Here is a 26,893-nt window from a genome sequence, read left to right on the forward strand (position 1 = left end):
TTTTCTCTCGTCACATTCCTCGTCGGGGCGCGTCCATACCGTGCAGGTAGGGATTCGAAGCGCGCTCGCGGCCGATGGTCGTCTGGGGGCCGTGGCCGGACAGCACCACGGTCGAGTCGTCGAGCGGCAGGCACACACGCGCCAGCGACTCGAGCAGCTCGGCGTGGTCGCCGCCGGGCAGGTCGGTGCGTCCGACGGAGCCGGCGAAGAGCAGGTCGCCCGAGAAGAGGATCTGCGGAACATCCGCGGCCTCGGGCATCCTGAACGTCACCGACCCCTTGGTATGGCCGGGCGCATGCGCGACACCGAACTCCAGACCGGCCAGCTTCAGCAGAGCGCCGTCGCTCAGTTCCTGGACGTCGTCCGGCTCCCCCACCGTCAGCTCACCCATGAGCGGCATCCCGATGGAGCGGCCGAGTGCCTTCTCCGGGTCGCTCATCATGTACCGGTCCTCCGGATGGATCCAGGCGGGGACGTCGTGCGCGCCGCACACCGGGACGACCGAGGCGACATGGTCGATGTGGCCGTGGGTCAGGACGACGGCGACGGGCTTCAGCCGATGCTTCTTGAGTGCTTCCTCGACTCCGGATGCGGCCTGGTGGCCCGGGTCGATGATCACGCACTCCTCGCCTGCGGCCGGGGCGACCAGGTAACAGTTGGTCCCCCAGGCCCCGGCGGGGAACCCGGCAATGAGCACGATCGTCCTTACTGGTCGTCCGACAGCGGATTGCGACTGAGAAGGTCGCGGCAGTTCAGAGCCTACCGGCGCTCCTCATTCCACAGCTAACCCAGATACGGTACGGGCAGCCCAGGCCCCATCACACGACCTACAAGGAGATCACCCGGTGGTCAGCAGCGATCAGCGGCGGCGGCAGCTCGCCAGGGAGAAGTTCGAGCGGCAGCAGCAGCGCCGGGAGGAGGCCCGCCGCAGGACCAGGCGGCTGACGGTCGTCATCGCGTCCGCGGTGGCCGTGGTGGCGGTCATCGGGGTGGGTACGTATATCGCCCTCGACGGCGACGACAAGAACGACGCGGCCGCGAGCAAGAGCCCCACGCCTTCGCCGTCGGAGAGCGAGAGCAGCACTCCCGAGCCCGCGATGAAGATCGACAAGAAGTCGAAGTACACGATGTCGATCAAGACGAGCCAGGGCGACATCGCGTTCACGATGGACGCGGCGAAGACCCCGCACACCACGAACTCGTTCAAGTCGCTGGCCGACAAGGGCTTCTTCGACAGCACGAAGTGCCACCGGCTGACCACACAGGGCATCTTCGTGCTGCAGTGCGGTGATCCCAAGGGCGACGGCACGGGCGGCCCCGGCTACACCATTCCGGACGAGAACCTGACCGCGCTGGGCAAGGCGGGCAAGGACGGCACGGTGACCTACCCGGCGGGCACCGTGGCGATGGCGAACACCGGCCAGGCGCACACCGGCGGCAGCCAGTTCTTCCTGGTGTACAAGGACAGCAAGCTTCCGCCCGCCTACACCCCGTTCGGCACGATGGACGACGCCTCGCTGAAGGCCGTCAAGGACATCGGTGCGGCGGGGGTGGCCGGCGGCGCGGCCGACGGTGCGCCGAAGAAGGCCGTGGACATCTCGAAGGCCGCCGTCGCGGAGTCGTGACGGCCGGGGCGGCCGGACCCGGCCGTCCGGTGATGGCGGCGAAGCGCGGGCCGGAATATTTTGAGCCGCGCTGAGTGCGGACAGCCGGGCGGCCGGTCGCCTAGATTGGCGTTGTGCAGGGCGGGCGCTGCCCGCCCCAGGAAACTGTGGACGATGCCAGGGGGGCGAACCCCCTCGCGGGCATCAGGTGGAGGAGGCGCTGTGAGCAGCGACCCGTGGGGCCGTGTCGATGAGACAGGCACCGTGTACGTGCGTACAGCCGATGGCGAGCAGGTCGTCGGATCGTGGCAGGCGGGTTCCCCCGAGGAGGCTCTGGCCTACTTCGAGCGCAAGTACGAGGGCATTGTGGTCGAGATCGGCCTCCTCGAACGGCGGGTGAAGACCACCGACCTGTCGGCGAAGGACGCGACGACCGCCATCGAGCATCTGCGTCTGCAGGTGGACGAGCATCACGCCGTCGGTGACCTCGACGCGCTGCGCAAGCGGCTCGACGCGCTGGGCACGACGGTCGAGTCGCGGCGCGAGGAGCGCAAGGCCCAGAAGGCAAAGCAGACCGACGAGGCGAAGCACGCCAAGGAGGCGCTGGTCGCCGAGGCGGAGGAGCTGGCGCGGAGCGAGCAGTGGCGCTCCGCGGGCGAGCGGCTCCGCGCGCTCGTGGACACGTGGAAGGGCCTCCCACGGCTCGACCGCAAGTCCGACGACGAGTTGTGGCACCGCTTCTCGCATGCCCGCTCGGCGTTCTCCAAGCGCCGCAAGGCCCACTTCGCCTCGCTGGACGCCCAGCGCGAGGAGGCCCGCAAGGCCAAGGAGAAGCTGGTCGCGGAGGCCGAGTCACTGTCCGGTTCCACGGACTGGGGAGCCACGGCCGCCCGTTATCGCGACCTGATGACGGAGTGGAAGGCGGCCGGCCGCGCCCAGCGCGAGGCCGAGGACGATCTGTGGAACCGCTTCCGCGGTGCCCAGGACGTCTTCTTCGCCGCCCGCGGCGAGGTGTTCGCCGAACGGGACGCGGAGCAGGGCGAGAACCTCAAGCTCAAGGAGGAACTCGCGGCCGAGGCCGAGAAGCTGGTGCCGGTGAAGGACCTGAAGGCGGCCAGGGCCGCGTTCCGGGCCGTCAACGAGCGCTGGGAGGCCATCGGCCATGTGCCGCGTGACGCCCGCCCGAAGGTCGAGGGGCGGATGCACGCCGTGGAGCGGGCCCTCCAGGAGGCCGAGGAGTCGGAGTGGCGCCGGACGAATCCGGAGGCGCGTGCGCGCGCCGCGGGTCTGACCGGTCAGCTGCAGGCGGCCGTCGACAAGCTGCGTACGCAGATCGACACGGCCCGCGCCTCGGGCAACAACGCCCGGGCCGACAAGCTGGCCAAGGAGCTCGAAGGCCGACAGGCACTGCTGGACCAGGCGCTGAAGGGCCTGGAGGAATTCGGCGGCTGATCAGCTGTTGTGACGAGGCCCCCTGCACGCGTCCCGAGGGACGTGTGCAGGGGGCCTCTCGTGTGCGCGCAGTCGCCGGTCAGGGCCTGTCGGGTGACCTTCGATCGGGTAGCGGACGCGGTCTGGTGCGTGCGATTCCAAGGCGCCGGGATGTCCTGGGATGGGGTCTCCCCTGCTCGAACGAAGCCGAGAGCTTGGGGAAGGAGCTACTTGGGCATTCCGGCAACGCGGGAAGCGTGCGTGCCAGGGCGTGGCCGCCCGATCAGAGGTCACCCGACAGGCCCTCAGGGCCTGCGGGCGGAGGTGACGCGGTAGACGTCGTAGACGCCCTCCACACCCCGCACCGCCTTCAGTACGTGTCCCAGGTGCTTCGGGTCGCCCATCTCGAAGGTGAAGCGCGAGGTGGCCACCCGGTCCCGAGAGGTCTGGACGGCCGCCGACAGGATGTTGACGTGCTGGTCGGACAGGACGCGTGTGACGTCCGACAGCAGCCGCGACCGGTCCAGCGCCTCGACCTGGATGGCGACCAGGAAGACCGAGGACTGGGTCGGTGCCCATTCGACGTCCAGGATCCGCTCGGGCTGCTGCGACAGCGAGTCGACGTTGACGCAGTCGGCACGGTGCACGGAGACGCCGCTGCCGCGGGTGACGAAGCCGATGATCGGGTCGCCGGGGACGGGCGTGCAGCAGCGGGCCAGTTTGACCCAGACGTCCTCGACGCCCTTGACGACCACACCGGGATCGGCGTTGGAGCGGCGCTTGCTGCGGCTGCGCGAGGGCGGCGAGCTCTCCGCGATGTCCTCGTTGGCGGCGTCCTCGCCACCGAGCGCCTGGACGAGTTTCTGTACGACGCCGGCGGCGGCCACATGGCCCTCGCCGATTGCCGCGTACAGCGACGAGATGTCGGGATAGCGCATCTCATGGGCGAGGGTGACCAGGGAGTCGCCGGTCAGGATGCGCTGGATCGGCAGGTTCTGCTTGCGCATGGCGCGCGCGATCGCGTCCTTGCCCTGTTCGATCGCCTCGTCGCGGCGCTCCTTGGAGAACCAGGCGCGGATCTTGTTGCGGGCGCGGGGCGACTTGACGAAGCCCAGCCAGTCCCGGGACGGGCCGGCGCCGGCCGCCTTGGAGGTGAAGACCTCCACCAGGTCGCCGTTGTCGAGGGTCGATTCGAGCGGGACGAGCCGCCCGTTGACCCGTGCCCCTATGGTCCGGTGGCCGACCTCCGTATGCACGGCGTATGCGAAGTCGACCGGCGTCGCACCCGCGGGGAGCGCTATGACGTCGCCCTTGGGAGTGAAGACGAAGACCTCGTTGCGGGAGAGGTCGAAGCGCAGGGACTCCAGGAACTCGCTGGGGTCCTCGGTCTCCTTCTGCCAGTCCAGGAGCTGGCGCAGCCACGCCATGTCGTTGACGGTGTCCTGGCCGCGGCCGGTGTTCTTGGGTACGTCGGTGCGCACCTTGGAGGCGCCCGCGACGGCCTCCTGCTTGTACTTCCAGTGCGCGGCGATGCCGTACTCGGCGCGCCGGTGCATGTCGAACGTACGGATCTGCAGCTCGACGGGCTTGCCGCTGGGGCCGATCACCGTGGTGTGCAGCGACTGGTACATGTTGAACTTGGGCATCGCGATGTAGTCCTTGAACCGGCCGGGTACCGGATTCCATCGCGCGTGGACGGTGCCGAGCGCCGCGTAGCAGTCGCGGACGGTGTCGACGAGGACCCTGATGCCCACCAGGTCGTAGATCTCGGCGAAGTCCCGGCCCCGCACGATCATCTTCTGGTAGACGCTGTAGTAGTGCTTCGGCCGCCCCGTGACGGTGGCCTTGATCCGGGCGGCTCGGAGGTCGGCCTGGACCTCGTCGGTCACTATGGCGAGGTACTCGTCGCGTTTGGGCGCGCGCTCGGCGACGAGGCGGACGATCTCGTCGTACATCTTGGGGTAGAGGATCGCGAAGGCGAGATCCTCCAGCTCCCACTTGATGGTGTTCATGCCCAGGCGATGTGCCAGCGGGGCATAGATCTCAAGCGTCTCGCGGGCCTTCTTCTCCTGCTTCTCCCGCTTGAGGTAGCGCATGGTGCGCATGTTGTGCAGGCGGTCGGCGAGCTTGATGACCAGGACCCGGGGGTCCTTGGCCATGGCGACGACCATCTTGCGCACGGTCTCGGCCTGCGCGGCCTCGCCGAACTTGACCTTGTCCAGCTTGGTGACACCGTCGACCAGCAGGGCGACCTGGTCGCCGAAGTCCCGTCGCAGGGTGTCCAGGCCGTACTCGGTGTCCTCGACCGTGTCGTGCAGCAGCCCGGCCATGAGCGTCGCCGGGTCCATGCCGAGCTCGGCGAGGATCGTCGTGACGGCCAGCGGGTGCGTGATGTAGGGGTCGCCGCTCTTGCGCTTCTGGCCGCGGTGCCAGCGCTCGGCGACCTGGTAGGCGCGCTCGATCTGGCGCAGCGTGGCCGTCTCGATCTTGGCGTCGTTGCTGCGGACGATGCGCAGCAGCGGTTCGAGCACCGGGTTGTACGGGCTGGAGCGCTGCACACCGAGGCGGGCGAGCCTGGCCCGGACCCGATTGGAGGAGCCGCCGGAGCGGGTCATGGGAGCCGCCGGGGTGACGGGCCGGACGGCGGGCTTCGCCGGGGGCTTCGGGGCGGACGCGGCCGGGGAGGCGGGGGCAGTCGGCTGCGCGGGCGAGGCGGGGGCGGGCCGCAGCACCGCCGCACCGGCCGGCGCCGCGCCCGCACCGGGCTCGGGTGCCGGGGGCTTCGGCTTCTGCGCGGGCTGCTTCTTCCCGGGCATGGCTGAGGCCGCCGCGGGCTTGTCGGGCTGCGGGGCGGCGACTGGCTGGGCCTCGTCTGGCAAGAGCGCTCCTCGTGCGAATCCGGATACCCGGAAAGGCCATCGTATCGACCCTGTGGCCGGTCCTCCCCCGGGGACCGTGAGACCCCTCACAACGCGGGACGGGCACCCGGTTGTTCCCGGATGCCCGTCCTTCGCACATGAGCCGTTGCCACGTACGGTCCGCTGCCGCTCAGACCGTGATCAGAACCTCCAGCGGGGCGCCGCGCAGGCCCTGCTCCAGACGGGCGCGCCCGGGCAGGAATCCGAGCTCCATGAGAACCGCGACGCCCGCGACCTCGGCGCCGGCACGCCGGATCAGTTCCAGCGAGGCCTCGGCGGTGCCACCGGTCGCGAGAATGTCGTCGATGACCATGATCCGGTCGTCGGCGGACAGGTCCTCCGCGTGGACCTCGATCTCGGCGGTGCCGTACTCCAGCTCGTACGCCTGGCTGAGCGTGGCTCCCGGCAGCTTCCCGGCCTTGCGGACGGGTACGAAGCCGAGCCCGGCCCGGATCGCGACCGGGGCGGCCAGGATGAAACCGCGCGCCTCGAGGCCGACGACCTTCGTGGCGCCGTGGCGTACACAGAGTTCCGCCAGGGTCTCGGTGAGGGCCGTGAACGCCGTCGGGTCCGCGAGCAGCGGGGTGATGTCCTTGAACATCACTCCCGGCTTGGGGTAGTCCGGCACATCGCGGATCCGGCTGAGCAGAAGCTCGCGGGTGGTCCCGGTGGTGCTGCTGGTCATCGACGGTTCCCCGGGGTCCGGCCGTGGCCCCTGGGGGGCTGCTGGCGCTGGCCGACGACCGCGGCGGCCGGTGCGGCGTCCACCGGGAAGCCGTCGTCCGGCTGCTCGTCCTCGGCGGAGTCACCCTTGGCGGCGGCTGCCGCACGCTTGGCGAGGATCCGCTTCTTCAGGGCCTTCATCTGCGGGTCGCGTTCCTTGAGGTCGGCGACGAGCGGGGTGGCGATGAAGATCGAGGAGTACGCACCGGCGGCGAGGCCGACGAACAGCGACAGCGAGATGTCGTTCAGCATGCCGGCGCCGAGGACGCCGCCGCCGATGAAGAGCAGACCGGCGACGGGGAGCAGGGCCACGACCGTGGTGTTGATGGAGCGGACCAGGGTGCCGTTGATCGAACGGTTGGCGATCTCGCTGTACGTCCACCGGGTCTGCTTGGTGATGCCGTCCGTGCTCTCCCTGAGGCTGTCGAAGACGACAACCGTGTCGTAGAGGGAGTAACCGAGGATGGTCAGCAGACCGATCACGGTGCCCGGGGTGACCTCGAAGCCGACGAGGGCGTAGACACCGACCGTGATGGTGATGTCGTGGATCAGCGCGACCAGGGCCGCAATGGCCATGCGCCACTCGAAGGCGATGGCCAGGTAGATCACGACCAGGACCATGAAGATGCCGAGGCCGGTCCAGGCCTTGTTGGCGATCTGCTCACCCCAGCTGGGGCCGACCAGGTCGGCGGCGATCTTCTCGGTCGGGACGTCGAGGTCCTTGGAGAGCTGGTTCTTGATCTGGTCGGACTTCGCGGTGTCGACCTCGCTGATCTGGATGCGCAGACCGCCGTTGCCGAGCTTCTGGACGATCGCCTGGTGACCGGAGGCCTCCGTGGCCAGGTCCTCCGCGTGAGCGACGCTGACACTCGTCTTCGTGGTGGTGAAGACCGCGCCGCCCTTGAACTCGATGCCCATGTTCAGGCCGCTGACCGCGAGGCCGACGATGGCCGTGATGGTGATCAGGATCGAGATCCCGTACCAGATCTTGCGCTTGCCGATGAAGTCGTAGCCGACCTCGCCTCGGTAGAGACGGGCGCCGAGATTGCCGAGTCGCGACATCTCACGCCTCCTTCGGGTCAGTGGGGGCGTTGACACGGCGCGAGCGGCGCAGCGGCGGCTTGGCGCCGAGCCGCTTCGGGTCCAGTCCGGACCACGGGTGACCGCTGGAGAAGAACTTCGTCCGGGCCAGCAGCGTCATGACGGGCTTGGTGAAGAGGAAGACCACGACCACGTCGAGCAGGGTGGTGAGCCCCAGCGTGAACGCGAAGCCCTGGACCTTGCCGACGGTGACCACGAAGAGCACCGCGGCAGCGAGGAACGACACGAAGTCGGAGACCAGGATGGTGCGCCGGGCACGCGGCCAGGCACGCGCGACGGCCGGGCGGAGCGTACGGCCCTCGCGGATCTCGTCGCGGATCCTCTCGAAGTACACGATGAAGGAGTCCGCGGTGATGCCGATGGCCACGATGGCGCCGCAGACCGCCGGGAGGTTCAGCGCGAAGCCGATGGCCGGGCCGAGCAGCGACATGAGCGTGTAGGTCAGGATGCCGGAGGCCAGCAGGCTCAGGAGCGCGATGAACGCAAGGCCGCGGTAGTAGGCCACCAGGTAGATGACGACCAGGGCCAGACCGATGGCACCGGCGATCAGGCCGGCCCGGAGCTGCTCGCCACCGAGCGCGGCGGTGACGGTGGTGACGCTCTGCTCCTTGAACGAGAGCGGGAGCGCACCGTAGGAGAGCACGTTGGCCAGGTCCTCGGCGGACTGCTGGGTGAAGCTGCCGGAGATCTCGGCGCTGCCGCTGAGCGTCGTGTTCACCTGGGGGGCGGAGACGACCTCGCCGTCCAGGGCGATGGCGAACTGGTTCTGCGGGGACGGCTGCGCGGAGAGCTTCTTCGTGATCGTCTGGAATTCCTTGGAGCCCTTCTTGGTGAACTCCATGTTGACGAGCCACATGCCGCGCTGCTGATCGAAGCCGGCCTTGGCGTTGTCGACCTCGGTGCCGGACACCTCGGCCGGGCCCAGAATGTACTTGGCGTCGCCCTCGGAACTGCACGCGACGACCGCGTCGGTCGGCGTGGCGCCCTGGGCGGCCTTGGACCGGGAGGCCTTGCTGGAGCAGTCGAGCTCCTCGAACTGCTTCTTCAGCTTGGCGGCGGCAGCCTTGTCGGCGGCGGGTGCCGACGGCGGGGTGTCCGCCTTCGGGGTGTTGCTCGCCCCCGGGGTGGGCGAGGAATCGGCCTTGAGGCCGTCGGTGACCGCGCGGCCCTGGGTGGTGGCGCTCGCGCTCGGCTTCGCCTTTCCGTCGGCCCCCGCCGAGGCGCCCGGGCTGGGCTTGCCGGACGACGTTGCGTCGGGCGTCGGCGTGGGCGTGCCCTGGGCGACGGTCAGCACCGGCCGGAAGTAGAGCTTGGCGGTCGTACCGACCTGCTCACGGGCCTGGGCGGAATTCGTGCCCTTGGGGATGTTGACGATGATGTTGCGATCGCCCTGCGTCTGGACCTCGGCCTCGGAGACACCCAGACCATTGACACGGCGTTCCATGATCTGGACCGCCGTGTCCATGTTGGTCTTGTTGATCGCCGATTCCTGGCCCGGCTCGCTCTTCGCCTCGAGCGTGATGGACGTGCCGCCCGCCAGGTCGATGCCCAGACGTGGGGCCGGCTGATCAGCCAGGAACATCCCGCCGGTGAGCGCGACCATGGCGATCAGGATCAGAGCCAGGGAACGCCCCGGCCTGCCCTGACCGCCGGCCGGCCCCCGGCTCTTCTTCGGTGCTGCCACCTTCTCGTTTCTCCCTGTCCAACCGCCCCGCGCCGGGTACGCGCCCAAGCGGCCACGAAGTGTAGTGGGGACCCGCCCCCGCAGAAGATCGCACGGTCCGGGGAGTGCCGGATGCCGGTGGGCTCATGGCATCCCCGGGTCGTGGGTTACTTCGCGTCGGCCTCGCCGTCGGTCTTGCCCTCGGACTTCTTGCCGGGCTCGGCGTCCGTCGGCTCGGCGTCGTCGGCGTCGGCCTTCTTGCCCAGGTCGATCTTCGCGTCGTCCGAGGTGTCCTCGTCGGCGTCGGCCCCGGTCAGCGAGGAGGCGTCGTCCGGCACGACCGCGCCGTCGATGTCCAGGGCGTTCTCGTCGTCGTCGCCGTGGACGATGCGGTTGTACTCGGCGTCGTCGAGGACGGCGCCGATGGCGTTCTTGGCGTAGACGGCGTGGACGCCGGGCGCGATCTCAAGGAGAACCGTGTCGTCGTGAAGCTCCTTGACGGTGGCGTACATGCCCCCGATCGTCCGGACGCCGGTGCCGGGCTGCATCTCATTGCGCATCTGGGCGGCGGCCGCCTGCTTCTTCTTGGCGGACCGCGTCATCAGGAACATGGCCCCGATGAGCACGATGAAGGGGAGGAGAGTCACGGGATTCACGGGACGAGTTTCCTTCGCACGACCGCACTGTGGAGGGCGGCCTGGTCTACGGGGGTGGGTACACCGACCTGTAAGGGCGGCATCGGCGGAGTCTAAGCGAGTCCGCATCGATGGAACAACGCCCGACATCGCTCGGTGGTTCCTGTCCGGGTGAACCTGTGACCCATCACGCCCCGAACAGGCCCTGTTGTCCCTTTCCGCCGTGCTGCGGAGGCACGAGGCCGAGGTGGGCCCAGGCCGCGGGTGTCGCGACGCGCCCCCGCGGAGTCCTGGCCAGCAGCCCCTCCCGGACCAGGAAGGGCTCAGCGACCTCCTCGACCGTTTCGCGCTCCTCTCCCACGGCCACCGCGAGGGTCGACAGCCCGACGGGCCCCCCGCCGAAGAGCTTCAGCAGGGCGCCGAGCACCGCCCGGTCCAGCCGGTCGAGACCGCGCGCGTCGACCTCGTACACCCCGAGGGCCGCGGAGGCGACGGCGCGGTCGATCCGCCCGTCGGCCTTGACCTGGGCGTAGTCCCGGACGCGGCGCAGCAGCCGGTTGGCGATCCGGGGGGTGCCGCGGGAGCGCCCGGCGATCTCGGCGGCGCCGTCCGTGTCTATCGCCACGTCGAGCAGGCGGGCGGAGCGGTGGATGACGCGTTCCAGTTCGGTGGGCGCGTAGAACTCCATGTGCCCGGTGAAGCCGAAGCGGTCGCGCAGCGGGGGCGGCAGCAGGCCGGCCCTGGTGGTGGCCCCGACCAGGGTGAAGGGCGGCAGTTCCAGCGGGATGGCGGTGGCGCCGGGCCCCTTGCCGACGATGACGTCGACCCGGAAGTCCTCCATCGCCATGTAGAGCATCTCCTCGGCGGGCCGCGACATGCGGTGGATCTCGTCGAGGAAGAGGACCTCACCCTCCTGGAGCGAGGAGAGAATCGCGGCGAGATCACCCGCGTGCTGGATGGCGGGGCCCGAGGTGATCCGGATCGGCGCGCCCATCTCGGCCGCGATGATCATGGAAAGGGTGGTCTTGCCGAGGCCGGGGGCGCCGGAGAGCAGGACGTGGTCGGCGGTGGCGCCGCGGGCCCTGGCCGCCTTGAGGACCAGATCCAGCTGCTCGCGCACCTTCTCCTGGCCGACGAATTCGTCGAGGTCCTTCGGCCGCAGCGCCGCTTCGACCGCGGTGTCCTCGCCGTCCGCGTCGGCGTCGACAAGGCGCTCGTCGAGACGCTCGTCGGTGTCGGGTCCGGTCTCGTCCCAGTTCATTCAGTCTGTCCCGCCTCGGGTGTTTCGGTGCCGTGCGGTGCCCGGCCCGGCGTCGGAGTGTCGGTGTCCCCGGGGTGTCGCGCTCCGCTCAGCGCGCGCGGTTGAGGGTCTGCAGCGCGGCGCGCAGCAGCTGCGGCACGGGTGCCTGCCCGCCCTCGGCCAGTGCCGCCTCTGCCTGCGGGGTGACCGCGGTGACCGCTTCGTCGGCCTCGCGGGTGGCATAGCCGAGACCGATCAGGGCTGCCTGCAGCTGATCGCGCCAGGAGGAGGTGACGGCTGTGCCGATGCCCTGTCGGCCGATCTGTGCGCCGACCGGCTCGCCGAGTCTGTCCTTCAGTTCGAGGAGGAGCTTCTGCGCGCCCTTCTTGCCGATGCCGGAGACGGCGGTGAGCGCCTTCTCGTCGCCGGTGGCGACCGCGATCCGCAGGGCGTCCGGCGTATGGGTGGCGAGCATGGCCTGGGCCAGCCGGGGACCGACTCCGCTGGCGGTCTGGAGCAGCTCGAAGACCTGCCGCTCGTCGTCGTCGGCGAAGCCGTAGAGGGTAAGCGAGTCCTCCCGTACGACGAGGGAGGTGGCGAGCCTGGCCTCCTGGCCGATCCGGAGGCCGGCCAGGGTGTTCGGTGTGCACTGGACGGCCATGCCGATGCCGCCGACCTCGATCACGGCCGTGGTCGGGGCGAGCGCGGCGACGGGGCCGCTGACGAAGGCGATCATCGGGGGACCTTCCGGACGGGAACTGCGGGTGTACGGGGAACGCGCGGGGTGCGGGCCGCCACGGCGGCTGCCGCGTGTGCCTGCTGGAGGCGGTTGACGGCGGGCGCGCGCCAGATGTGGCAGATGGCGAGCGCGAGGGCGTCGGCCGCGTCGGCCGGTTTCGGCGGGGCGTCGAGCCTCAGCAGCCGGGTGACCATGGCACCGACCTGCGCCTTGTCGGCCCGGCCACTGCCGGTGACGGCCGCCTTGACCTCGCTGGGGGTGTGCAGGGCGACCGGTATGCCACGGCGGGACGCGCAGAGCATGGCGACCGCGCTGGCCTGGGCGGTACCCATCACCGTACGGACGTTGTGCTGGCTGAACACCCGCTCCACGGCCACGCATTCGGGCCGGTGCTCGTCGAGCCATGCCTCGATGCCGCGCTCGATGGCGACCAGCCGGTGGCCGAGCTCGGCGTCGGCCGGGGTGCGGACGACGCCGACACCGAGCATCGTCAGGGGCCGCCCGGCGACGCCCTCGACGACGCCTACACCGCACCGGGTCAGCCCCGGGTCGACGCCGAGTACCCGCATGGGGCGCCCCCTCCGTACCGATCGGTCAACTGTTCCCGCAGGCTATCGGCTCGCACTGACAATGCGACGGGCCGACGGGGTGTGTCCCCGTCGGCCCGTCCCTGAAGGCTGTGCCGATGCCGGCTCAGGCGTCGACCTTCTCCATGACCTCGTCCGAGACGTCGAAGTTGGCGAAGACGTTCTGCACGTCGTCGCTGTCCTCCAGCGCGTCGATCAGCTTGAAGATCTTGCGCGCGCCCTCCTCGTCCAGCTCGACCTGCATGGTGGGCAGGAAGTTGGCCTCGGCGGAGTCGTAGTCGATGCCGGCCTGCTGGAGCGCGGTACGGACCGCGACCATGTCGGTGGCCTCGCTGACGACCTCGTAATTCTCACCGAGGTCGTTGACCTCCTCGGCGCCCGCGTCCAGGACGGCATCCAGGACGTCGTCCTCGGTCAGCTCGCCCTTGGGGACGATCACGACGCCCTTGCGGTTGAAGAGGTACGAGACCGAACCCGGGTCGGCCATCGAACCGCCGTTGCGGGTCATGGCGACACGCACGTCGGAGGCGGCACGGTTGCGGTTGTCGGTCAGGCACTCGATGAGCACCGCGACACCGTTCGGGCCATAACCCTCGTACATGATCGTCTGGTAGTCGACGCCGCCCGCTTCGAGACCGCCACCGCGCTTGACCGCGGAGTCGATGTTCTTGTTCGGTACGGAGCTCTTCTTGGCCTTCTGGATCGCGTCCACAAGGGTCGGATTTCCATCAGGGTCCACACCGCCGGTGCGCGCGGCAACCTCGATGTTCTTGATCAGCTTCGCGAAGAGTTTGCCGCGCTTGGCATCGATCACGGCCTTCTTGTGCTTCGTCGTAGCCCATTTAGAGTGGCCGGACATCTGCCTTCTCCTTCGCGTCACCAAAATCGATTCGAACCCGAGAGATCCTACCGGGATCGAGTCAGCCGACTGCGCGCACCATGTCCACGAACAAGGCGTGAACCCGGTGGTCCCCGGTCAGTTCGGGATGGAAGGACGTCGCCAGGGCGTTCCCCTGGCGTACGGCGACGATGTGACCGCCATGCTCCGCCACCACCTCGGCCCGCGCTCCGACCGACTCCACCCACGGGGCGCGGATGAACACACCCTCGACCGGGCCGCCCTCGATGCCGGCCACCTCCACGGCCGCCTCGAAGGACTCGTTCTGTCGCCCGAAGGCGTTACGGCGCACGATCATGTCGATCCCGCCGACCGTCTCCTGGCCCGCGCGCGGGTCGAGGATCTTGTCGGCGAGCAGGATCATTCCGGCGCAGGTGCCGTAGACCGGCATTCCGTCCCGGACCCGCTCGCGCAGCGGTTCCAGCATGCCGAACAGGGCAGCCAGTTTGGACATCGTGGTGGACTCGCCGCCGGGAATGACCAGGCCGTCGACCTCGGCGAGTTCCTCGGGCCGCCGGACCGGCCTGGCCAGGGCGTCCGCCGAGGCCAGGGCGATCAGGTGTTCCCGTACGTCGCCCTGGAGAGCCAGGACTCCGATCACAGGGGTGTCGCTCATCAGGGACTACCAGCCGCGGTTGGCGTAGCGCTCGGCCTCGGGCAGGGTGTCGCAGTTGATGCCGACCATGGCCTCGCCCAGGTTCCGGGAGGCGTCCGCGATGATCTTCGGGTCGTCGTAGAAGGTGGTGGCCTTCACGATGGCGGCGGCGCGCTTGGCCGGGTCGCCGGACTTGAAGATGCCGGAACCGACGAAGACGCCCTCGGCACCCAGCTGGCGCATCAGCGCGGCGTCGGCGGGGGTGGCGACGCCGCCCGCGGAGAACAGCACGACGGGCAGCTTGCCGAGCTCGGCGACCTCCTTGACCAGCTCGTACGGGGCGCGGAGGTCCTTGGCGGCGGCGTACAGCTCGTTGTTGTCGTAGCCGCGCAGCCGGGCGATCTCGTTCTTGATCTGGCGCAGGTGACGGACGGCCTCGACGACGTTTCCGGTGCCGGCCTCGCCCTTCGACCGGATCATGGCCGCGCCCTCGGCGATACGGCGCAGGGCCTCGCCCAGGTTGGTGGCGCCGCAGACGAACGGGGTGGTGAAAGCGAACTTGTCGCTGTGGTTGACCTCGTCGGCCGGGGTGAGGACCTCGGACTCGTCGATGTAGTCGACACCGAGGGACTGGAGGACCTGGGCCTCGACGAAGTGCCCGATCCGGGACTTCGCCATCACCGGGATGGAGACGGCCTCGATGATCTCCTCGATCATGTTCGGGTCCGACATCCGGGCCACGCCGCCGTCCTTGCGGATGTCGGCCGGCACCCGTTCCAGGGCCATGACGGCCACGGCGCCCGCGTCCTCGGCGATCTTCGCCTGCTCGGCATTGACGACGTCCATGATCACGCCGCCCTTGAGCTGCTCGGCCATGCCTCGCTTGACGCGGGCGGTGCCGGTGGCCGGGGAGTCGGCGGACTGCGGGGTGGTGGGAAGCGTGGACACGGATCGACCTCACTCGGAGAAAGAGTTGCTGGGAGCACCGATCGGGTGCAGTGGTGAGCAAACTCTTCGGGACCAGTCCACAGCAAGGGCCAATGGGAGGCCGGTGGATCGTTTTGAACGCGTACGGGACGGGTTGTGACCCCGCTCACGCACGTGTGCGAGCTGAGCCGGCGGATCAGCTGACGGGGCGGTCCGCCAGGGCGACCGGCGGTTCGTCGTCCATCTCGAAGGCGAGTGGGAACGGAGCGTGCCCGGCCAGCCGGAACCACCGCACGGTACGGTGCCTGCGCAGCGCACGCGCCGCGCGCACCGCGTCGTTGTGGAACCGCCGGGCCATCGGGACCCGGCGTACGGCCGCGGCGAGTTCGGACGCCGCCTCCTCGCCGCCGGGGATCTCCTTCACGGTCTCCACCTGCGCCGTCTCGCCGAAGACCGCCCGCAGGGCGGTGCTCAGCTCGCTCTCCGCGACCTCGCGGTGTTCCTCCTCCGCCTGGCGGGCGGCGTGCGCGGCCTCGTACAGCACGATGGAGGCTGCCGGGTCGAGAACACCCGATGTGGCCAGTTCCTGGGTGACCGAGGCGCGACGCAGGAGCTGCGCGTCGAGGGCCGCGCGAGCGGCGTCGATGCGGGCGTGCAGCCGGTCCAGCCGTCCGGCGGTCCAGCTGAGGTACATACCGATCGCGACGATCGCGACGGCGATCCAGATGAGGGTTTCGATCACGGGCGGCAAGGCTACCGCCGAGGCGCGGACGGTGCGGCCGCCCGGCCCGGGGCGGGGCATCCGGACCGCCGCCCCAGCGCTGGGTGGGACGCCGGTCGGGGCACCGTCCGGAGACCGGGGTCCGGGGCGGGGTCCGTCCGGCCGGTCGGGGCACCCGGTCCGGTGCGCCGCAACACGCCGGAGCACCCTCGCAGCGGGGCTGTCCAGCCGTTCCGGCTGCGCCGCGGCCTTGTCCGCCGGGCGCCGCGCCCCCGGCCCGGCGAACGTCCCTGGGACCTCTCGTTCGGATCACGCCGGACCTCGGGACCTTTCGTTCGGATCACGCCGGACCTCGCGAGCCCGGCATGATCCGAACGAAAGGCCCTAGTCCCGCGCCGGTCCGAAGCGCGCGCGCAGGCCCGTGCGTTCGTCGGCGGCCACCGACGCCGCGCCGTCCGTCACCGTCTCGTACACCGCGAGGATGTCGGCCCCGACCGTCGACCAGTCGAAGCGCCGCACGTGTGCGGCTCCCCGCTCGCGCAGCTCCGCACGCCGCTCCGGGTCGCCGAGCAGCCGGACCGCCGCCGCCGCCAGCGCGTCCGCGTCCTCATTGGCGAACAGCTCGCCCGCGGCGCCCAGATCAAGCACCTGCGCGAACGCGTCCAGGTCGCTGGCGAGGACCGGCGCGCCGGCCGACATCGCCTCGACCAGGATGATCCCGAAACTCTCGCCGCCCGTGTTGGGCGCGACGTACACATCGACGCTGCGCAGCAGCCGCGCCTTGTCCTCGTCGCTCACCATGCCGAGGAATTCGACGCGCCCGCGCATCTTTGCGGGCAGCGAGGCGACCGCCTCCTCCTCGTCGCCACGGCCCGCCACCAGCAGCCTGGTGCCCGGACGGGCGGCGAGGATCGCGGGCAGCGCCCTCATCAGGACGGGCAGGCCCTTGCGGGGCTCGTCGATGCGCCCGATGAAGCCGATGGTGCCGCCCTCCTGCCCCCCACCACCGCCCTCGACCGAGCTTCGCGCTCCCTCCGATTGCCACTCGGCCCTGGGCTCGGCTCCGGCGAAGAAGCCGACATCGACCCCGTTCGGGATGACGACCGCATCACCGCCGAGGTGCTCGACCAGGGTCCGCCGCGCGTACTCGCTGACCGCGATGCGCGCACTGATCTTCTCCAGCGCGGGCTGCAGGATCGGGTACGCGGCGATCATGGCCCGGGAGCGCGGGTTGGAGGTGTGGAACGTGGCGACGATCGGCCCCTGCGCGGCCCAGCAGGCGAGCAGCCCCAGCGACGGCGACGTCGGCTCATGGATGTGGATCACGTCGAAGGTGCCGTCGTGCAGCCAGCGGCGCACCCGGGCGGCCGAGAGGAAGCCGAAGTTCAGCCGGGCCACGGAGCCGTTGTACGGGACGGGCACGGCACGGCCCGCCGAGACCACGTACGGCGGCAGCGGTGTCTCGTCGTCGGCGGGCGCCAGCACCGAGACCTGATGCCCCAGACGGATCAGGTGTTCGGCCAGGTCGCGGATGTGGAACTGCACACCGCCCGGGACGTCCCAGGAGTACGGGCACACGATGCCGATCTTCACGGCCGGTCCTCCCGGTTCTCCAGATCGGCCGACCAGAGCCGCTGCAGCATGTGCCAGTCCTCCGGGTGGTCGGCGATCCCGACGGCGAAGGCATCGGCGAGCGCCTGCGTCATCGAGGACGTCTTCTCCGTACGGCTCCCCGACTCCGGCACCTCGACCGGCGGATGGATACGCGCCTTCATCACGGGCGTCTCGTCGTAATGGAGCATCACCGGCAGCAGCAGTGCCCCGGTCTGCTGGGCCAGCAGTGCCGGTCCCGCGGGCATGCGCGCGGTGTCGCCGAAGAACGTCACCTCGACGCCGGATGCCGACAGGTCGCGGTCGGCGACCAGACAGACCAGGCCGCCCGCGCGCAGCCGCCGGGCCAGGGTGCCGAAGGCGGCGCCGCCGCTGTGCGGCAGGACCTCCATGCCGAGCCCCTCGCGGTAGGCCACGAACCGGTCGTACAGCGTCTCCGGCTTGAGCCGCTCGGCGACCGTGGTGAAGGGCACCTGGAGATCGGTGGTGACCCAGGCTCCCGCCAGGTCCCAGTTACCCAGGTGCGGCAGGGCGAGGATGACGCCGCGGCCGGTGCCCAGGCCCTCGGTCAGCCGGTGCGCGTCCGTCACTTCTATCGACGCCTTGATCCGCGCCGGGCTCCAGGTGGGCAGCCGGAACGACTCCATCCAGTAGCGCATGTACGAGCGCATCCCGGCCTTGGAGAGCGCGGCGAGCCGGGCCGGGGACGCCCCGGGCACGACCCGCGCCAGATTCGCCTCCAGCCGCAGAACGCCCTTGCCCCGCCGTTTCCACGCCTGGTCGGCGATGGTGCGGAAGAGCGTCCGGGCGGCCGGCTCGGGGAGCTTCTTCACGGCGGCCCAGCCGAGCCCGTACAGCCCGTCGGTCAGCCGGTCCCGCAGGCCGCTGCGCGCGGCACCCGGTGCGCCGCTCACTGCGCGGCCCCCCTCCCCCGGTCCGCGGCGGCTGCCTCGGCGGCGTCGGCGGCGTCGGCCTCGGCGGACTCGCGGCGTACGGTCACGACCCGCTGCACGAGCGTCACCAGGCTGCCCGCGGCGACGATCCACAGCGCGATCGGCAGCAGGACCTGGATCCCGGGGACACCGAATGTGTGAAGCCCCGCCAAACCGGCCGCGACCAGCGAGATCACCAGTCGCTCGGCGCGCTCCACGAGCCCGTTGACCGCGACCGGCAGTCCGATCGACTCGCCGCGCGCCTTGGTGTACGAGACCACCTGGCCGCTCGCCAGGCAGAAGATCGCGACCGCGCACAGCACGTTGTCGTCGCCCTTGCCCGCGTACCAGAGCGCGAATCCACCGAAGATCGCCCCGTCGGCGACCCGGTCCAGGGTGGAATCCAGGAACGCGCCCCAGCGGCTGGAGATACCGGCCTGCCGGGCCATGTTGCCGTCGATGAGGTCGGAGAAGACGAAGATCGTGATGACGATCGTGCCCCAGAAGAACTCCCCCATGGGGAAGAAGACCAGCGCACCTGCCATCACCCCGGCCGTACCGGTCAGAGTGACCGCGTCAGGGCTCACGCCGAGACGGAGCAACAGTGCGGCGAACGGTGTGAGGACACGCGTAAAAAATGCACGCGCGTACTTGTTCAGCATGGCCTTCCCGAGGGTCGGTGGGCCGAGCGGCCCCTTCGGCCACCGGCTGGCCCATCGTAGTCACGCCCGCCGGACTCCACCCTCCGGGCACCCGGCCGCGCGCGGCGGCGCCCGACGTATGGACGCGACCCGGTGTGAGTGCAAAGCTCGAAATACCGCGGGCGTCGCCGTAGCCGCCGCGGCGGCTCCCCCGTGCCCGTGCACCCTTCTCCCCACACCGCGCCGGCTTTTCTTCCCGCTCCGCGCCACTACCTGGGAGGCACGCATCATGGGCGACAAGGCACATGCACACACCGGGGCCGCCGGCAGGGCGGCGACGGCCGACCAGCCCTCATCGATACGGAATGTGGTGCTGGTCGGCCACAGCGGCTCCGGCAAGACCACCCTCGTCGAGGCTCTCGCGATGACCGCGGGCGCGGTCAACCGGGCGGGCCGGGTCGAGGACGGCGCGACGATCTCCGACTACGACGAGATCGAACACCGCCGGCAACGCTCCGTACAGCTCTCGCTCGTCCCCGTCGAATGGGGCGGGTACCGGATCAATCTTCTGGACACCCCCGGATACGCGGATTTCGTCGGGGAGCTCAGGGCCGGTCTGCGGGCGGCGGACGCGGCGCTGTTCATCGTGTCCGCCGCCCAGGAGGCCGACGCCGTGGCGGGTACGACCCGCGCCGTGTGGGACGAGTGCGCCGCCGTCGGCATGCCGCGCGCCATCGTCGTCACCCACCTCGACACCGCGCGCACCTCGTTCGACCGGATGACCCGGATCTGCGGCGAGATCTTCGGCGGCGACGACCCCGACGCGGTGCTCCCGCTCCACCTGCCCGTCCACGGCCCCGAGGGCCCCGACGGACACGCCCCGCTCACCGGGCTCACCGGGCTCCTCACCCAGCGGATCTTCGACTACGCGTCGGGGGAGCGGCGGGAGAACCCGCCCACCGACGCCCAGCAGGCCCCGCTCCAGGAGGCCCGCAACCGGCTCATCGAGGGGATCATCGCCGAGAGCGAGGACGAGACCCTGATGGACCGCTACCTCGACGGGGCCGACATCGACATCAAGACACTCGTCGACGACCTGGAACGCGCGATCGCCCGGGACGCCTTCCACCCCGTCCTGGCCGCGGCCCCCGCCGCCGAGGGCGCCCGCCAGGGCGTCGGCACCGTCGAACTCCTCGACCTCATCACCGGTGGCTTCCCCACCCCGCTGGAGCGCCCCCTCCCCGAAGTCACCCCGCTGCACGGAGCACCTCGGCCGGTCCTCACCTGCGACCCGCGGGGCCCGCTCCTCGCGGAGGTCGTCAAGACCGCCTCCGACCCGTACGTCGGCCGGGTCTCGCTCGTACGCGTCTTCTCCGGCACCCTGCGCCCCGACGAAACCGTCCACGTCTTCGGACACGGCCTCACCGACCCCGGCCACGAGACCCGCCCCTTCCACGAGGCGGAGGTACGCGTCGGAGCGCTCTCCTCCCCGTTCGGCAAACAGCAGCGCCCCCTCACCGCATGCATCGCCGGAGACCTGGCCTGCGTCGCCAAACTGGCCGGCGCCGAGACCGGGGACACCCTCTCCGCCACGGACCGGCCACTGGTGATGGACCCCTGGGCCACGCCCGACCCGCTGCTGCCGCTCGCCATCGAGGCACACAGCAAGGCCGACGAGGACAAGCTCTCCCAGGGCCTGTCCCGGCTCGTCGCGGAGGACCCGACCATGCGCCTCGAACAGAACCAGGACACCCACCAGGTGGTCCTGTGGTGCCTCGGCGAGGCCCATCAGGACGTGGCACTGGACCGGCTGCGCAACCACTACGGAGTCCAGGTCGACGCCGTGCCCCACAAGGTGTCGCTGCGCGAGACCTTCGCCGCCCCCGCGACCGGGCGCGGCCGGCATGTGAAACAGTCCGGCGGCCACGGCCAGTACGCCATCTGCGAGATCGACGTGGAGCCGCTGCCGCCGGGATCGGGAATCGAATTCGTCGACAAGGTGGTCGGCGGAGCGGTACCGCGCCAGTTCATCCCGTCCGTCGAGAAGGGCGTGCGCGCCCAGGCCGCCCGCGGAGTGGCGGCCGGGCATCCGCTCGTCGACGTACGCGTGACCCTGCGGGACGGGAAGTCCCACTCCGTGGACTCCTCCGACGCCGCGTTCCAGACGGCGGGCGCGCTGGCCCTGCGCGAAGCGGCCTCGGACACCCGCATCCAGCTCCTCGAACCCGTCGCCGAGATCCGGGTCCTGGTCCCCGACGACTACGTCGGACCGGTGATGAGCGATCTGTCCGGGCGGCGGGGCAGGGTGATCGGAACCGAACAGTCCGGCCCCGGGCGCACCCTCGTACGGGCCGAAGTACCCGAGCTGGAGATCGGCAGGTATGCGATCGAGCTCCGCTCCCTCTCCCATGGCGCCGGGCGCTTCGACCGGGCGTACGCCCGGCACGAAGCCATGCCCCCACAGCTCGCGGAACGCCTCCACGAACGGCAGCAGACCAACCCGAATGATGCGTAATCGACTGTGCCGCCCTCCCTTGTCCACAAGGGAGGGCGGCAAAGTGATCCGGACGATACGCTGTGGTCCCAGCTCAGAAGGTGTGCCGGGCACGGCAGTTGGGAAACAGCCGCAGGAGCAGTTCCTTGGCGGCGAGTGGGGGCGGCAGTGGCCAACGACGGATTCGATTTCTCTCCCGGAGCGCAGATCCCGCTCCAGGGCACGGGCGGGCAGGCGGTGGCGACGAACGCCCTCGCCTCCGCCGCGTACCGCGACAGCCCGGTGGAGAAGATCCTTGAAGCCAACAGCGAGTGGCACAAGTCCGAAGTCAAAACGGGCCGTTCCAAGCTCTTCAAGTCCGACTACTTCAAGCCCAATCTCGGTGAGGCGTTCTCCCGCGCCGTCCAGGAACGCGCGCTGGGCGGCGCCCGGAAGGCCCTCGTCCAGTCCTTCGGGACCGACCCTCGGACCGTGGTCGAACACTGTCTGTCCGCGAACCGCCTCCGCAGGACGCGCGACACCAAACTGACCGCGGTCACCGCCCTGTTCGGCTTTCTCTTCCTGCCCGGCATGATCATGTGGGTCATCGCCTTCCGGCTGCGTGACTGGCTCGGCGGCACCAAGGACAAGGCCCTCGCCACCCTGGGCAACGTGCTGCTCCCGGTCATCGGCATCGTGGCCCTGTTCTTCCTGGTCAAACTGCCGGTCACCGGATTCCTGGCGCTCTACGTACGGGCGATGATCGTGGCCCCCGTCATCGGCTGGCTCATCGCCAGACGGATCGCGGAATCCTCCGCCAAGGACATGCGGGCCCGCTGGGAGGGGCTGCTCTCCGGTGGCGGCGTCATCGCCAAGATCCCCGAGGCCGTGCCCAAGAACCCCAACGAGACCTCCCGAGAGGCACTCCGCCAGAGCCTGGAGAAACTCTCCGCCGAGCAGCAGTCCAACTCGGTCTTCTATGCGGGCCCCAAGGGAATCCTCGGCATGGGAACCCGCTGGGGCAGCTGGCAGCTCGCCGAAGAGCTCGCCCCCAGGGAACCCGGCAAGGAATTCCACCAGTTCCGCAGCTGGGACCTGATACGGGCCATCCACGACCAGCTCAAGGTGCTCGAACGCGGCCCGCTGAACACCGGCGGGTTCCCCACCCCGTCGGTCACCCACTGGATCGTCTCACCCGTCGGTGAGAACGCGGACTCGGTCTCCCGCCCCGACGGAGACGATGTCGCCACCTTCCAGGTCAAGCCGCACGAGATACAGCGAATCTGCAACCACCAGCAGTTCGGTGGCGGCGACCGGCACTACCTGGGCGTCCAGTTCACTCTCTGGGACGGCCAATTGGTCATCACCATGATGATCACGGTCACGGTGCTCTACGAAACCCTGCGCATCGAAGTCACCGGACACGCGCTCGGCCCGGTCCACTCGCTCTTCACCAGCAAGCCCGCGGCCAAGACCAGGACGGTCAACAAGACCGTCCGGTTCTGGGAGACCCGCGACATCACCCTCGCGCTGGTCGAACCCCGCGAAGTCGTCCGCCTCGCCCTGCGCGCGCCGTTCACCTGGTACCCGCCGCTCCTGGACTACCTGGGCGGCAAGATCGCCCTGCCCGAGCCGTTCGGCCTGCGCCACGCCTGGGCCGAGAAGCCGTGGCGCCACCGCTTCATGGCCGACGACGCGATGCGCGCCGCCACCCCCGTCCTGCGCGCCGTGCACAGCGCCGCCCTGCGCGTCCTGGAGGAGAACGGCGTCGACACCGAACGCTTCGACAACCGATCGATGATGCTGAGCGGAGCGGTCCAGGACCCGACCCCGCGCAAGGCCGACCTGTACGACGCATAGACAGCCAGGGCCTTTCGTTTGGATCATGCCAGGCCCCGCGAGCCCGGCGTGATCCAAACGAAATTAGAGGTCGCCCCGGCACATCACGGAGGCCGGGGCGGCCTCTCGGAAACAGGCGCAGACGACGGCCCGGATCAGTCCACCGGCCAGGCGTCCGCCAGCATCTTGCGCGTATCGGCGAGCAGTTGCGGCAGCACCTTCGTGTGCCCGACCACCGGCATGAAGTTGGTGTCACCACCCCAGCGCGGCACCAGATGCTGATGCAGATGGGCCGCGATACCGGCGCCCGCCACGGAGCCCTGGTTCATACCGATGTTGAACCCGTGTGCTCCCGACGCCGTCCGCAGGGCCACCATCGCCCGCTTGGTGAAGTCGGCCAGCTCCATGGTCTCCGGAGCGTCCAGCTCCGTGTAGTCCGCGACGTGCCGGTACGGCACCACCATCAGGTGCCCGCCGTTGTACGGATACAGATTCAGCACGGCATAGACGTTGCTGCCGCGCGCGACGACAAGGCCGTCCTCGTCCGACTGCGACGGAATCGCGCAGAACGGACAGCCGTCGCCGGCCTCCGGACCGGACGGCTTGTTCTCGCCCTGGATATACGCCATCCGGTGGGGCGTCCACAGGCGCTGGAACGCGTCGGGCGTTCCCACTCCGATCTGCTGCTCCGGCTCACTCGTCATGCCGATCAGCATATTGCTTCACTCCTGGCAAGCGTGTCGCCGGGGCCGCCCCCGTCGGCGCCCGGCGATGCTGGGGCGATGAGCGACCAGCCCGCGGACTCCACCCTGCCTCGTCTCAGGCGCTGGGAACAGCGCACGGAGGTGCCGCTCTTCGGCGCGTCCCTGCTCTTCCTGCTCGGTTACGCGGTCCGCGTGCTCGCCCCGCACCAGGCCGGACACTGGGGCACCCTCGCCCTCGTGCTGGTCGGCGCCACCTGGCTGGTCTTCGCCGCGGACTACGCCGTACGGTTCCACCTCAGCGGCCTCGGCCACCGCTTCTTCCGTCTGCACTGGCTCGACACGGTGGTACTGCTGCTTCCCCTGCTGCGCCCACTGCGCCTGATCCGGGTCTACACGGCTGTCCAGAAGCGCCGGGAACGGCCACGGCTGAGCCTCTACGCCCGCGTGATCGCGTATGCCGGTGCGAGCGCCCTGCTGCTCGGCTTCTCCGCCGCGCTGGCCGTGTACGACCAGGAACGTGGCGCGAAGGGCACGTCGATCCGCACGTTCGGCGACGCGGCGTGGTGGGCCTGCGAGACGCTCACGACGGTGGGGTACGGGGACACGGTGCCGGTCACACCGGGCGGCCGGGTCGTGGCATCGGGACTGATGGCCTGCGGACTGGCACTGCTGGGAGCGGTGACGGGGTCGTTCTCGTCCTGGTTGTTGCAGGTGTTCCGGCGGGAGGACGAGAAGAGGCCCCCGGAGAGCCGTTAGTGCCGGGAGGGGCACTGACTCTCCGGGGGCCTCTTCTCCTGCCCGTCAGACCTGGACGCGGTCCTCGACGGCCTTCTGGATCTTGGCGAGAGCGTCCTCGACGGGGATGCCGTTCTCCTGCGATCCGTCGCGGTAGCGGAAGGAGACGGCGCCGTTGGCCATGTCCTCGTCGCCCGCGATGATCATGAAGGGCACCTTGGCCTTCTGCTGGTTCCGGATCTTCTTCTGCATCCGGTCGGACGAGGCGTCGACCTCGACCCGCAGCCCCTTCTTCCGGGCCTTGGCCGCGAACTCCTGGAGGTAGGGGATGTGCGCGTCGCCGATCGGAATGCCGACGGCCTGGACCGGGGCCAGCCACACCGGGAAGGCACCCGCGTAGTGCTCCAGGAGCACCGCGAAGAAGCGCTCGATGGAACCGAACAGGGCGCGGTGGATCATGACCGGGCGCTGCTTGGTGCCGTCCGGGCCGGTGTACTCCAGGTCGAAGCGCTCCGGCAGGTTGAAGTCGAGCTGCACGGTCGACATCTGCCAGGTACGGCCGATGGCGTCCTTGCACTGCACCGAGATCTTCGGGCCGTAGAACGCGGCGCCGCCCGGGTCCGGGACCAGCGGCAGCCCCTGCTTCTCGGCGACCTGGCGCAGCGTCTCGGTCGCCTCTTCCCACACCTCGTCCGGGCCGACGAACTTCTCCGGGTCCTTGGTGGAGAGCTCCAGGTAGAAGTCGGTCAGACCGTAGTCGCGGAGCAGGTTCAGGACGAAGGTGAGCGTCCGGTCGAGCTCCTCCGCCATCTGCTCCTTGGTGCAGTAGATGTGCGCGTCGTCCTGCGTGAAGCCGCGCGAGCGGGTCAGACCGTGCACGACGCCGGACTTCTCGTATCGGTATACCGTGCCGAACTCGAAGAGCCGCAGCGGCAGTTCACGGTACGAACGCCCGCGCGCGTCGAAGATCAGGTTGTGCATCGGGCAGTTCATCGGCTTGAGGTAGTAGTCCACCCCGTCGTCCAGCTGCATGGGCGGGTACATGCCGTCGGCGTACCAGTCCAGGTGGCCGGACTTCTCGAAGAGCTTGCCCTTGGTGGCGTGCGGGGAGTAGACGAACTCGTAGCCCTCCTCCTCGTGACGCCGTCGCGAGTAGTCCTCCATGGCGCGGCGGATGATGCCGCCCTTGGGGTGGAAGACCGCGAGACCGGGGCCGATCTCGTCCGGGAAGGAGAAGAGGTCCAGTTCGTTGCCGAGCTTGCGGTGGTCGCGCTTGGCGGCCTCCTCCAGGAACTCCAGGTGCGCCTTCAGCTCGTCCTTGGTGGGCCAGGCCGTCCCGTAGATGCGCTGGAGCATGGGGTTCTTCTCGCTCCCCCGCCAGTACGCCGCGGCGTTCCGCATCAGTTTGAACGCCGGGATGAACCGGGTGGTCGGCAGGTGCGGACCACGGCAGAGGTCCTTCCAGCACAGGTCGCCGGTCTTCGGGTCGAGGTTGTCGTAGATGGTCAGCTCGCCGCCGCCCACCTCGACGTCCGCGCCGTCGCCGGCGTTCTCGACGGAATCGGAGCCCTTGATGCCGATGAGCTCCAGCTTGTACGGCTCGTCGGCCAGCTCCTCACGGGCGGCCTCGTCCGTCACGACCCGCCGGGAGAACCTCTGCCCCCGCTTCTGGATCTCCTGCATCTTCTTCTCGATGGCCTTGAGGTCCTCGGGAGTGAACGGCTTCTCGACATCGAAGTCGTAGTAGAAGCCGTCCTTGACCGGCGGACCGATGCCCAGTTTGGCCTCGGGGAAGAGCTGCTGCACGGCCTGTGCCATGACGTGCGCGGTGGAGTGCCGGAGGATGTTCAGGCCGTCCTCGGAGGAGATCTCGACGGGCTCGACGATCTCGCCGTCGGCGACGACGTACGCGAGGTCCTTCAGCTCACCGGCGACCCGGGCGGCGACGACGGTGCGCTCGCCGGGGAAGAGCTCGGCTGCCGTAGTGCCCGTCGTCACCACGCGCTCTTCCCGCTCGGAATCGCGTTGGATGATCACACGGACGTCTGACACCGGTCTCTCCTGACTCAGGGGGTACGCACGCATGTGTGGTGCGCGTGCGATACGAATCGTACCGAGCCGCGGGCCCCCTCTGCGAAACGGTGGAGCCGTGAAGGCCCGCGACTCCCCGGCGGCC

At 69.8% G+C, this 26,893-nt stretch carries 23 protein-coding genes; 5 read left to right on the forward strand and 18 right to left on the reverse strand.

What is annotated here, in order from left to right:
• Positions 1–10 precede the first annotated feature (10 nt).
• A complete protein-coding gene (locus ACF08M_RS25440; RefSeq protein WP_392187585.1) occupies positions 11–697 on the reverse strand; it encodes an MBL fold metallo-hydrolase in 687 nt (228 codons plus the stop codon).
• 148 nt (positions 698–845) lie between these two features.
• Between ACF08M_RS25440 and ACF08M_RS25445 the strand changes: the two genes are divergently transcribed.
• Together ACF08M_RS25445 and ACF08M_RS25450 are read left to right on the forward strand one after the other, a co-directional pair.
• A complete protein-coding gene (locus tag ACF08M_RS25445) occupies positions 846–1,625 on the forward strand; it encodes a peptidylprolyl isomerase (RefSeq protein ID WP_392187586.1) in 780 nt (259 codons plus the stop codon).
• A 201-nt stretch (positions 1,626–1,826) separates the two neighbouring features.
• Positions 1,827–3,056, forward strand: a complete 1,230-nt coding sequence (locus ACF08M_RS25450) for a DUF349 domain-containing protein (protein ID WP_392187587.1) — start codon at positions 1,827–1,829, stop codon at positions 3,054–3,056.
• Between the two features lie 284 nt (positions 3,057–3,340).
• Here the strand turns inward: ACF08M_RS25450 and ACF08M_RS25455 are convergent, their stop codons facing one another.
• The 15 genes from ACF08M_RS25455 to pgsA form a co-directional block, all read right to left on the reverse strand.
• Positions 3,341–5,851, reverse strand: a complete 2,511-nt coding sequence (locus ACF08M_RS25455) for a RelA/SpoT family protein (RefSeq protein WP_392187649.1) — start codon at positions 5,849–5,851, stop codon at positions 3,341–3,343.
• Between the two features lie 232 nt (positions 5,852–6,083).
• Positions 6,084–6,638 carry an adenine phosphoribosyltransferase gene (locus ACF08M_RS25460; protein ID WP_392187588.1) on the reverse strand — a complete coding sequence of 185 codons (555 nt, stop codon included), beginning with the start codon at positions 6,636–6,638 and terminating at the stop codon, positions 6,084–6,086.
• Positions 6,635–7,738, reverse strand: coding sequence for a protein translocase subunit SecF (gene secF / locus ACF08M_RS25465; protein ID WP_392187589.1), 1,104 nt, complete (start codon positions 7,736–7,738; stop codon positions 6,635–6,637). The genes ACF08M_RS25460 and secF overlap by 4 nt, the downstream gene beginning before the upstream one ends.
• 1 nt (position 7,739) lies before the next feature.
• Entirely contained in the window at positions 7,740–9,461 is a 1,722-nt protein-coding gene (gene secD, locus ACF08M_RS25470) for a protein translocase subunit SecD (RefSeq protein WP_392187590.1), read from the reverse strand.
• Between the two features lie 146 nt (positions 9,462–9,607).
• The gene (yajC, locus tag ACF08M_RS25475; RefSeq protein WP_392187591.1) at positions 9,608–10,096 is read right to left on the reverse strand and encodes a preprotein translocase subunit YajC; all 489 of its coding nucleotides are present in this window, start codon (positions 10,094–10,096) and stop codon (positions 9,608–9,610) included.
• A gap of 166 nt (positions 10,097–10,262) precedes the next feature.
• Complete coding sequence (gene ruvB / locus ACF08M_RS25480) at positions 10,263–11,336, reverse strand: Holliday junction branch migration DNA helicase RuvB (protein ID WP_392187592.1); 1,074 nt, start codon at positions 11,334–11,336, stop codon at positions 10,263–10,265.
• Positions 11,337–11,424: 88 nt separating this feature from the next.
• Positions 11,425–12,051 carry a Holliday junction branch migration protein RuvA gene (ruvA, locus tag ACF08M_RS25485; RefSeq protein WP_392187593.1) on the reverse strand — a complete coding sequence of 209 codons (627 nt, stop codon included), beginning with the start codon at positions 12,049–12,051 and terminating at the stop codon, positions 11,425–11,427.
• Entirely contained in the window at positions 12,048–12,623 is a 576-nt protein-coding gene (ruvC, locus tag ACF08M_RS25490) for a crossover junction endodeoxyribonuclease RuvC (protein WP_392187594.1), read from the reverse strand. The genes ruvA and ruvC overlap by 4 nt, the downstream gene beginning before the upstream one ends.
• Positions 12,624–12,747: 124 nt before the next feature.
• A complete protein-coding gene (locus tag ACF08M_RS25495; RefSeq protein WP_376562061.1) occupies positions 12,748–13,500 on the reverse strand; it encodes a YebC/PmpR family DNA-binding transcriptional regulator in 753 nt (250 codons plus the stop codon).
• 61 nt (positions 13,501–13,561) lie between these two features.
• Positions 13,562–14,155: a pyridoxal 5'-phosphate synthase glutaminase subunit PdxT gene (gene pdxT / locus ACF08M_RS25500; protein WP_266745124.1), complete on the reverse strand. Its 594-nt coding sequence runs from the start codon at positions 14,153–14,155 to the stop codon at positions 13,562–13,564.
• A gap of 6 nt (positions 14,156–14,161) precedes the next feature.
• A complete protein-coding gene (pdxS, locus tag ACF08M_RS25505; protein WP_392187595.1) occupies positions 14,162–15,082 on the reverse strand; it encodes a pyridoxal 5'-phosphate synthase lyase subunit PdxS in 921 nt (306 codons plus the stop codon).
• Between the two features lie 175 nt (positions 15,083–15,257).
• On the reverse strand, positions 15,258–15,755 hold the full coding sequence (locus ACF08M_RS25510; RefSeq protein ID WP_392187650.1) for a hypothetical protein: 498 nt from the start codon (positions 15,753–15,755) through the stop codon (positions 15,258–15,260).
• A 411-nt stretch (positions 15,756–16,166) separates the two neighbouring features.
• Positions 16,167–17,375, reverse strand: a complete 1,209-nt coding sequence (locus ACF08M_RS25515; protein WP_392187596.1) for a glycosyltransferase family 4 protein — start codon at positions 17,373–17,375, stop codon at positions 16,167–16,169.
• Positions 17,372–18,307: a phosphatidylinositol mannoside acyltransferase gene (locus ACF08M_RS25520; RefSeq protein ID WP_392187597.1), complete on the reverse strand. Its 936-nt coding sequence runs from the start codon at positions 18,305–18,307 to the stop codon at positions 17,372–17,374. Before ACF08M_RS25520 ends, ACF08M_RS25515 begins: the two co-directional genes overlap by 4 nt.
• Positions 18,304–18,987: a phosphatidylinositol phosphate synthase gene (gene pgsA / locus ACF08M_RS25525; RefSeq protein ID WP_392187598.1), complete on the reverse strand. Its 684-nt coding sequence runs from the start codon at positions 18,985–18,987 to the stop codon at positions 18,304–18,306. The genes ACF08M_RS25520 and pgsA overlap by 4 nt, the downstream gene beginning before the upstream one ends.
• A gap of 268 nt (positions 18,988–19,255) precedes the next feature.
• Here pgsA and ACF08M_RS25530 point away from each other — a divergent pair, with 268 nt between their 5' ends.
• Together ACF08M_RS25530 and ACF08M_RS25535 are read left to right on the forward strand one after the other, a co-directional pair.
• Positions 19,256–21,481, forward strand: coding sequence for an elongation factor G-like protein EF-G2 (locus ACF08M_RS25530; protein ID WP_392187599.1), 2,226 nt, complete (start codon positions 19,256–19,258; stop codon positions 21,479–21,481).
• A gap of 147 nt (positions 21,482–21,628) precedes the next feature.
• Positions 21,629–23,299, forward strand: coding sequence for a hypothetical protein (locus tag ACF08M_RS25535; RefSeq protein WP_392187600.1), 1,671 nt, complete (start codon positions 21,629–21,631; stop codon positions 23,297–23,299).
• 134 nt (positions 23,300–23,433) lie between these two features.
• Here ACF08M_RS25535 and ACF08M_RS25540 read toward each other — a convergent pair whose 3' ends face one another.
• Entirely contained in the window at positions 23,434–23,994 is a 561-nt protein-coding gene (locus ACF08M_RS25540; RefSeq protein ID WP_392187601.1) for an HIT family protein, read from the reverse strand.
• A gap of 66 nt (positions 23,995–24,060) precedes the next feature.
• Here ACF08M_RS25540 and ACF08M_RS25545 point away from each other — a divergent pair, with 66 nt between their 5' ends.
• Positions 24,061–24,738, forward strand: coding sequence for a potassium channel family protein (locus tag ACF08M_RS25545; RefSeq protein ID WP_392187602.1), 678 nt, complete (start codon positions 24,061–24,063; stop codon positions 24,736–24,738).
• A 45-nt stretch (positions 24,739–24,783) separates the two neighbouring features.
• Here the strand turns inward: ACF08M_RS25545 and thrS are convergent, their stop codons facing one another.
• Entirely contained in the window at positions 24,784–26,769 is a 1,986-nt protein-coding gene (gene thrS, locus ACF08M_RS25550) for a threonine--tRNA ligase (RefSeq protein ID WP_392187603.1), read from the reverse strand.
• Positions 26,770–26,893: the final 124 nt, after the last annotated feature.

The organism is Streptomyces sp. NPDC015032, from assembly GCF_043080425.1.
In the GTDB taxonomy this organism is placed as follows: Bacteria; Actinomycetota; Actinomycetes; order Streptomycetales; family Streptomycetaceae; genus Streptomyces.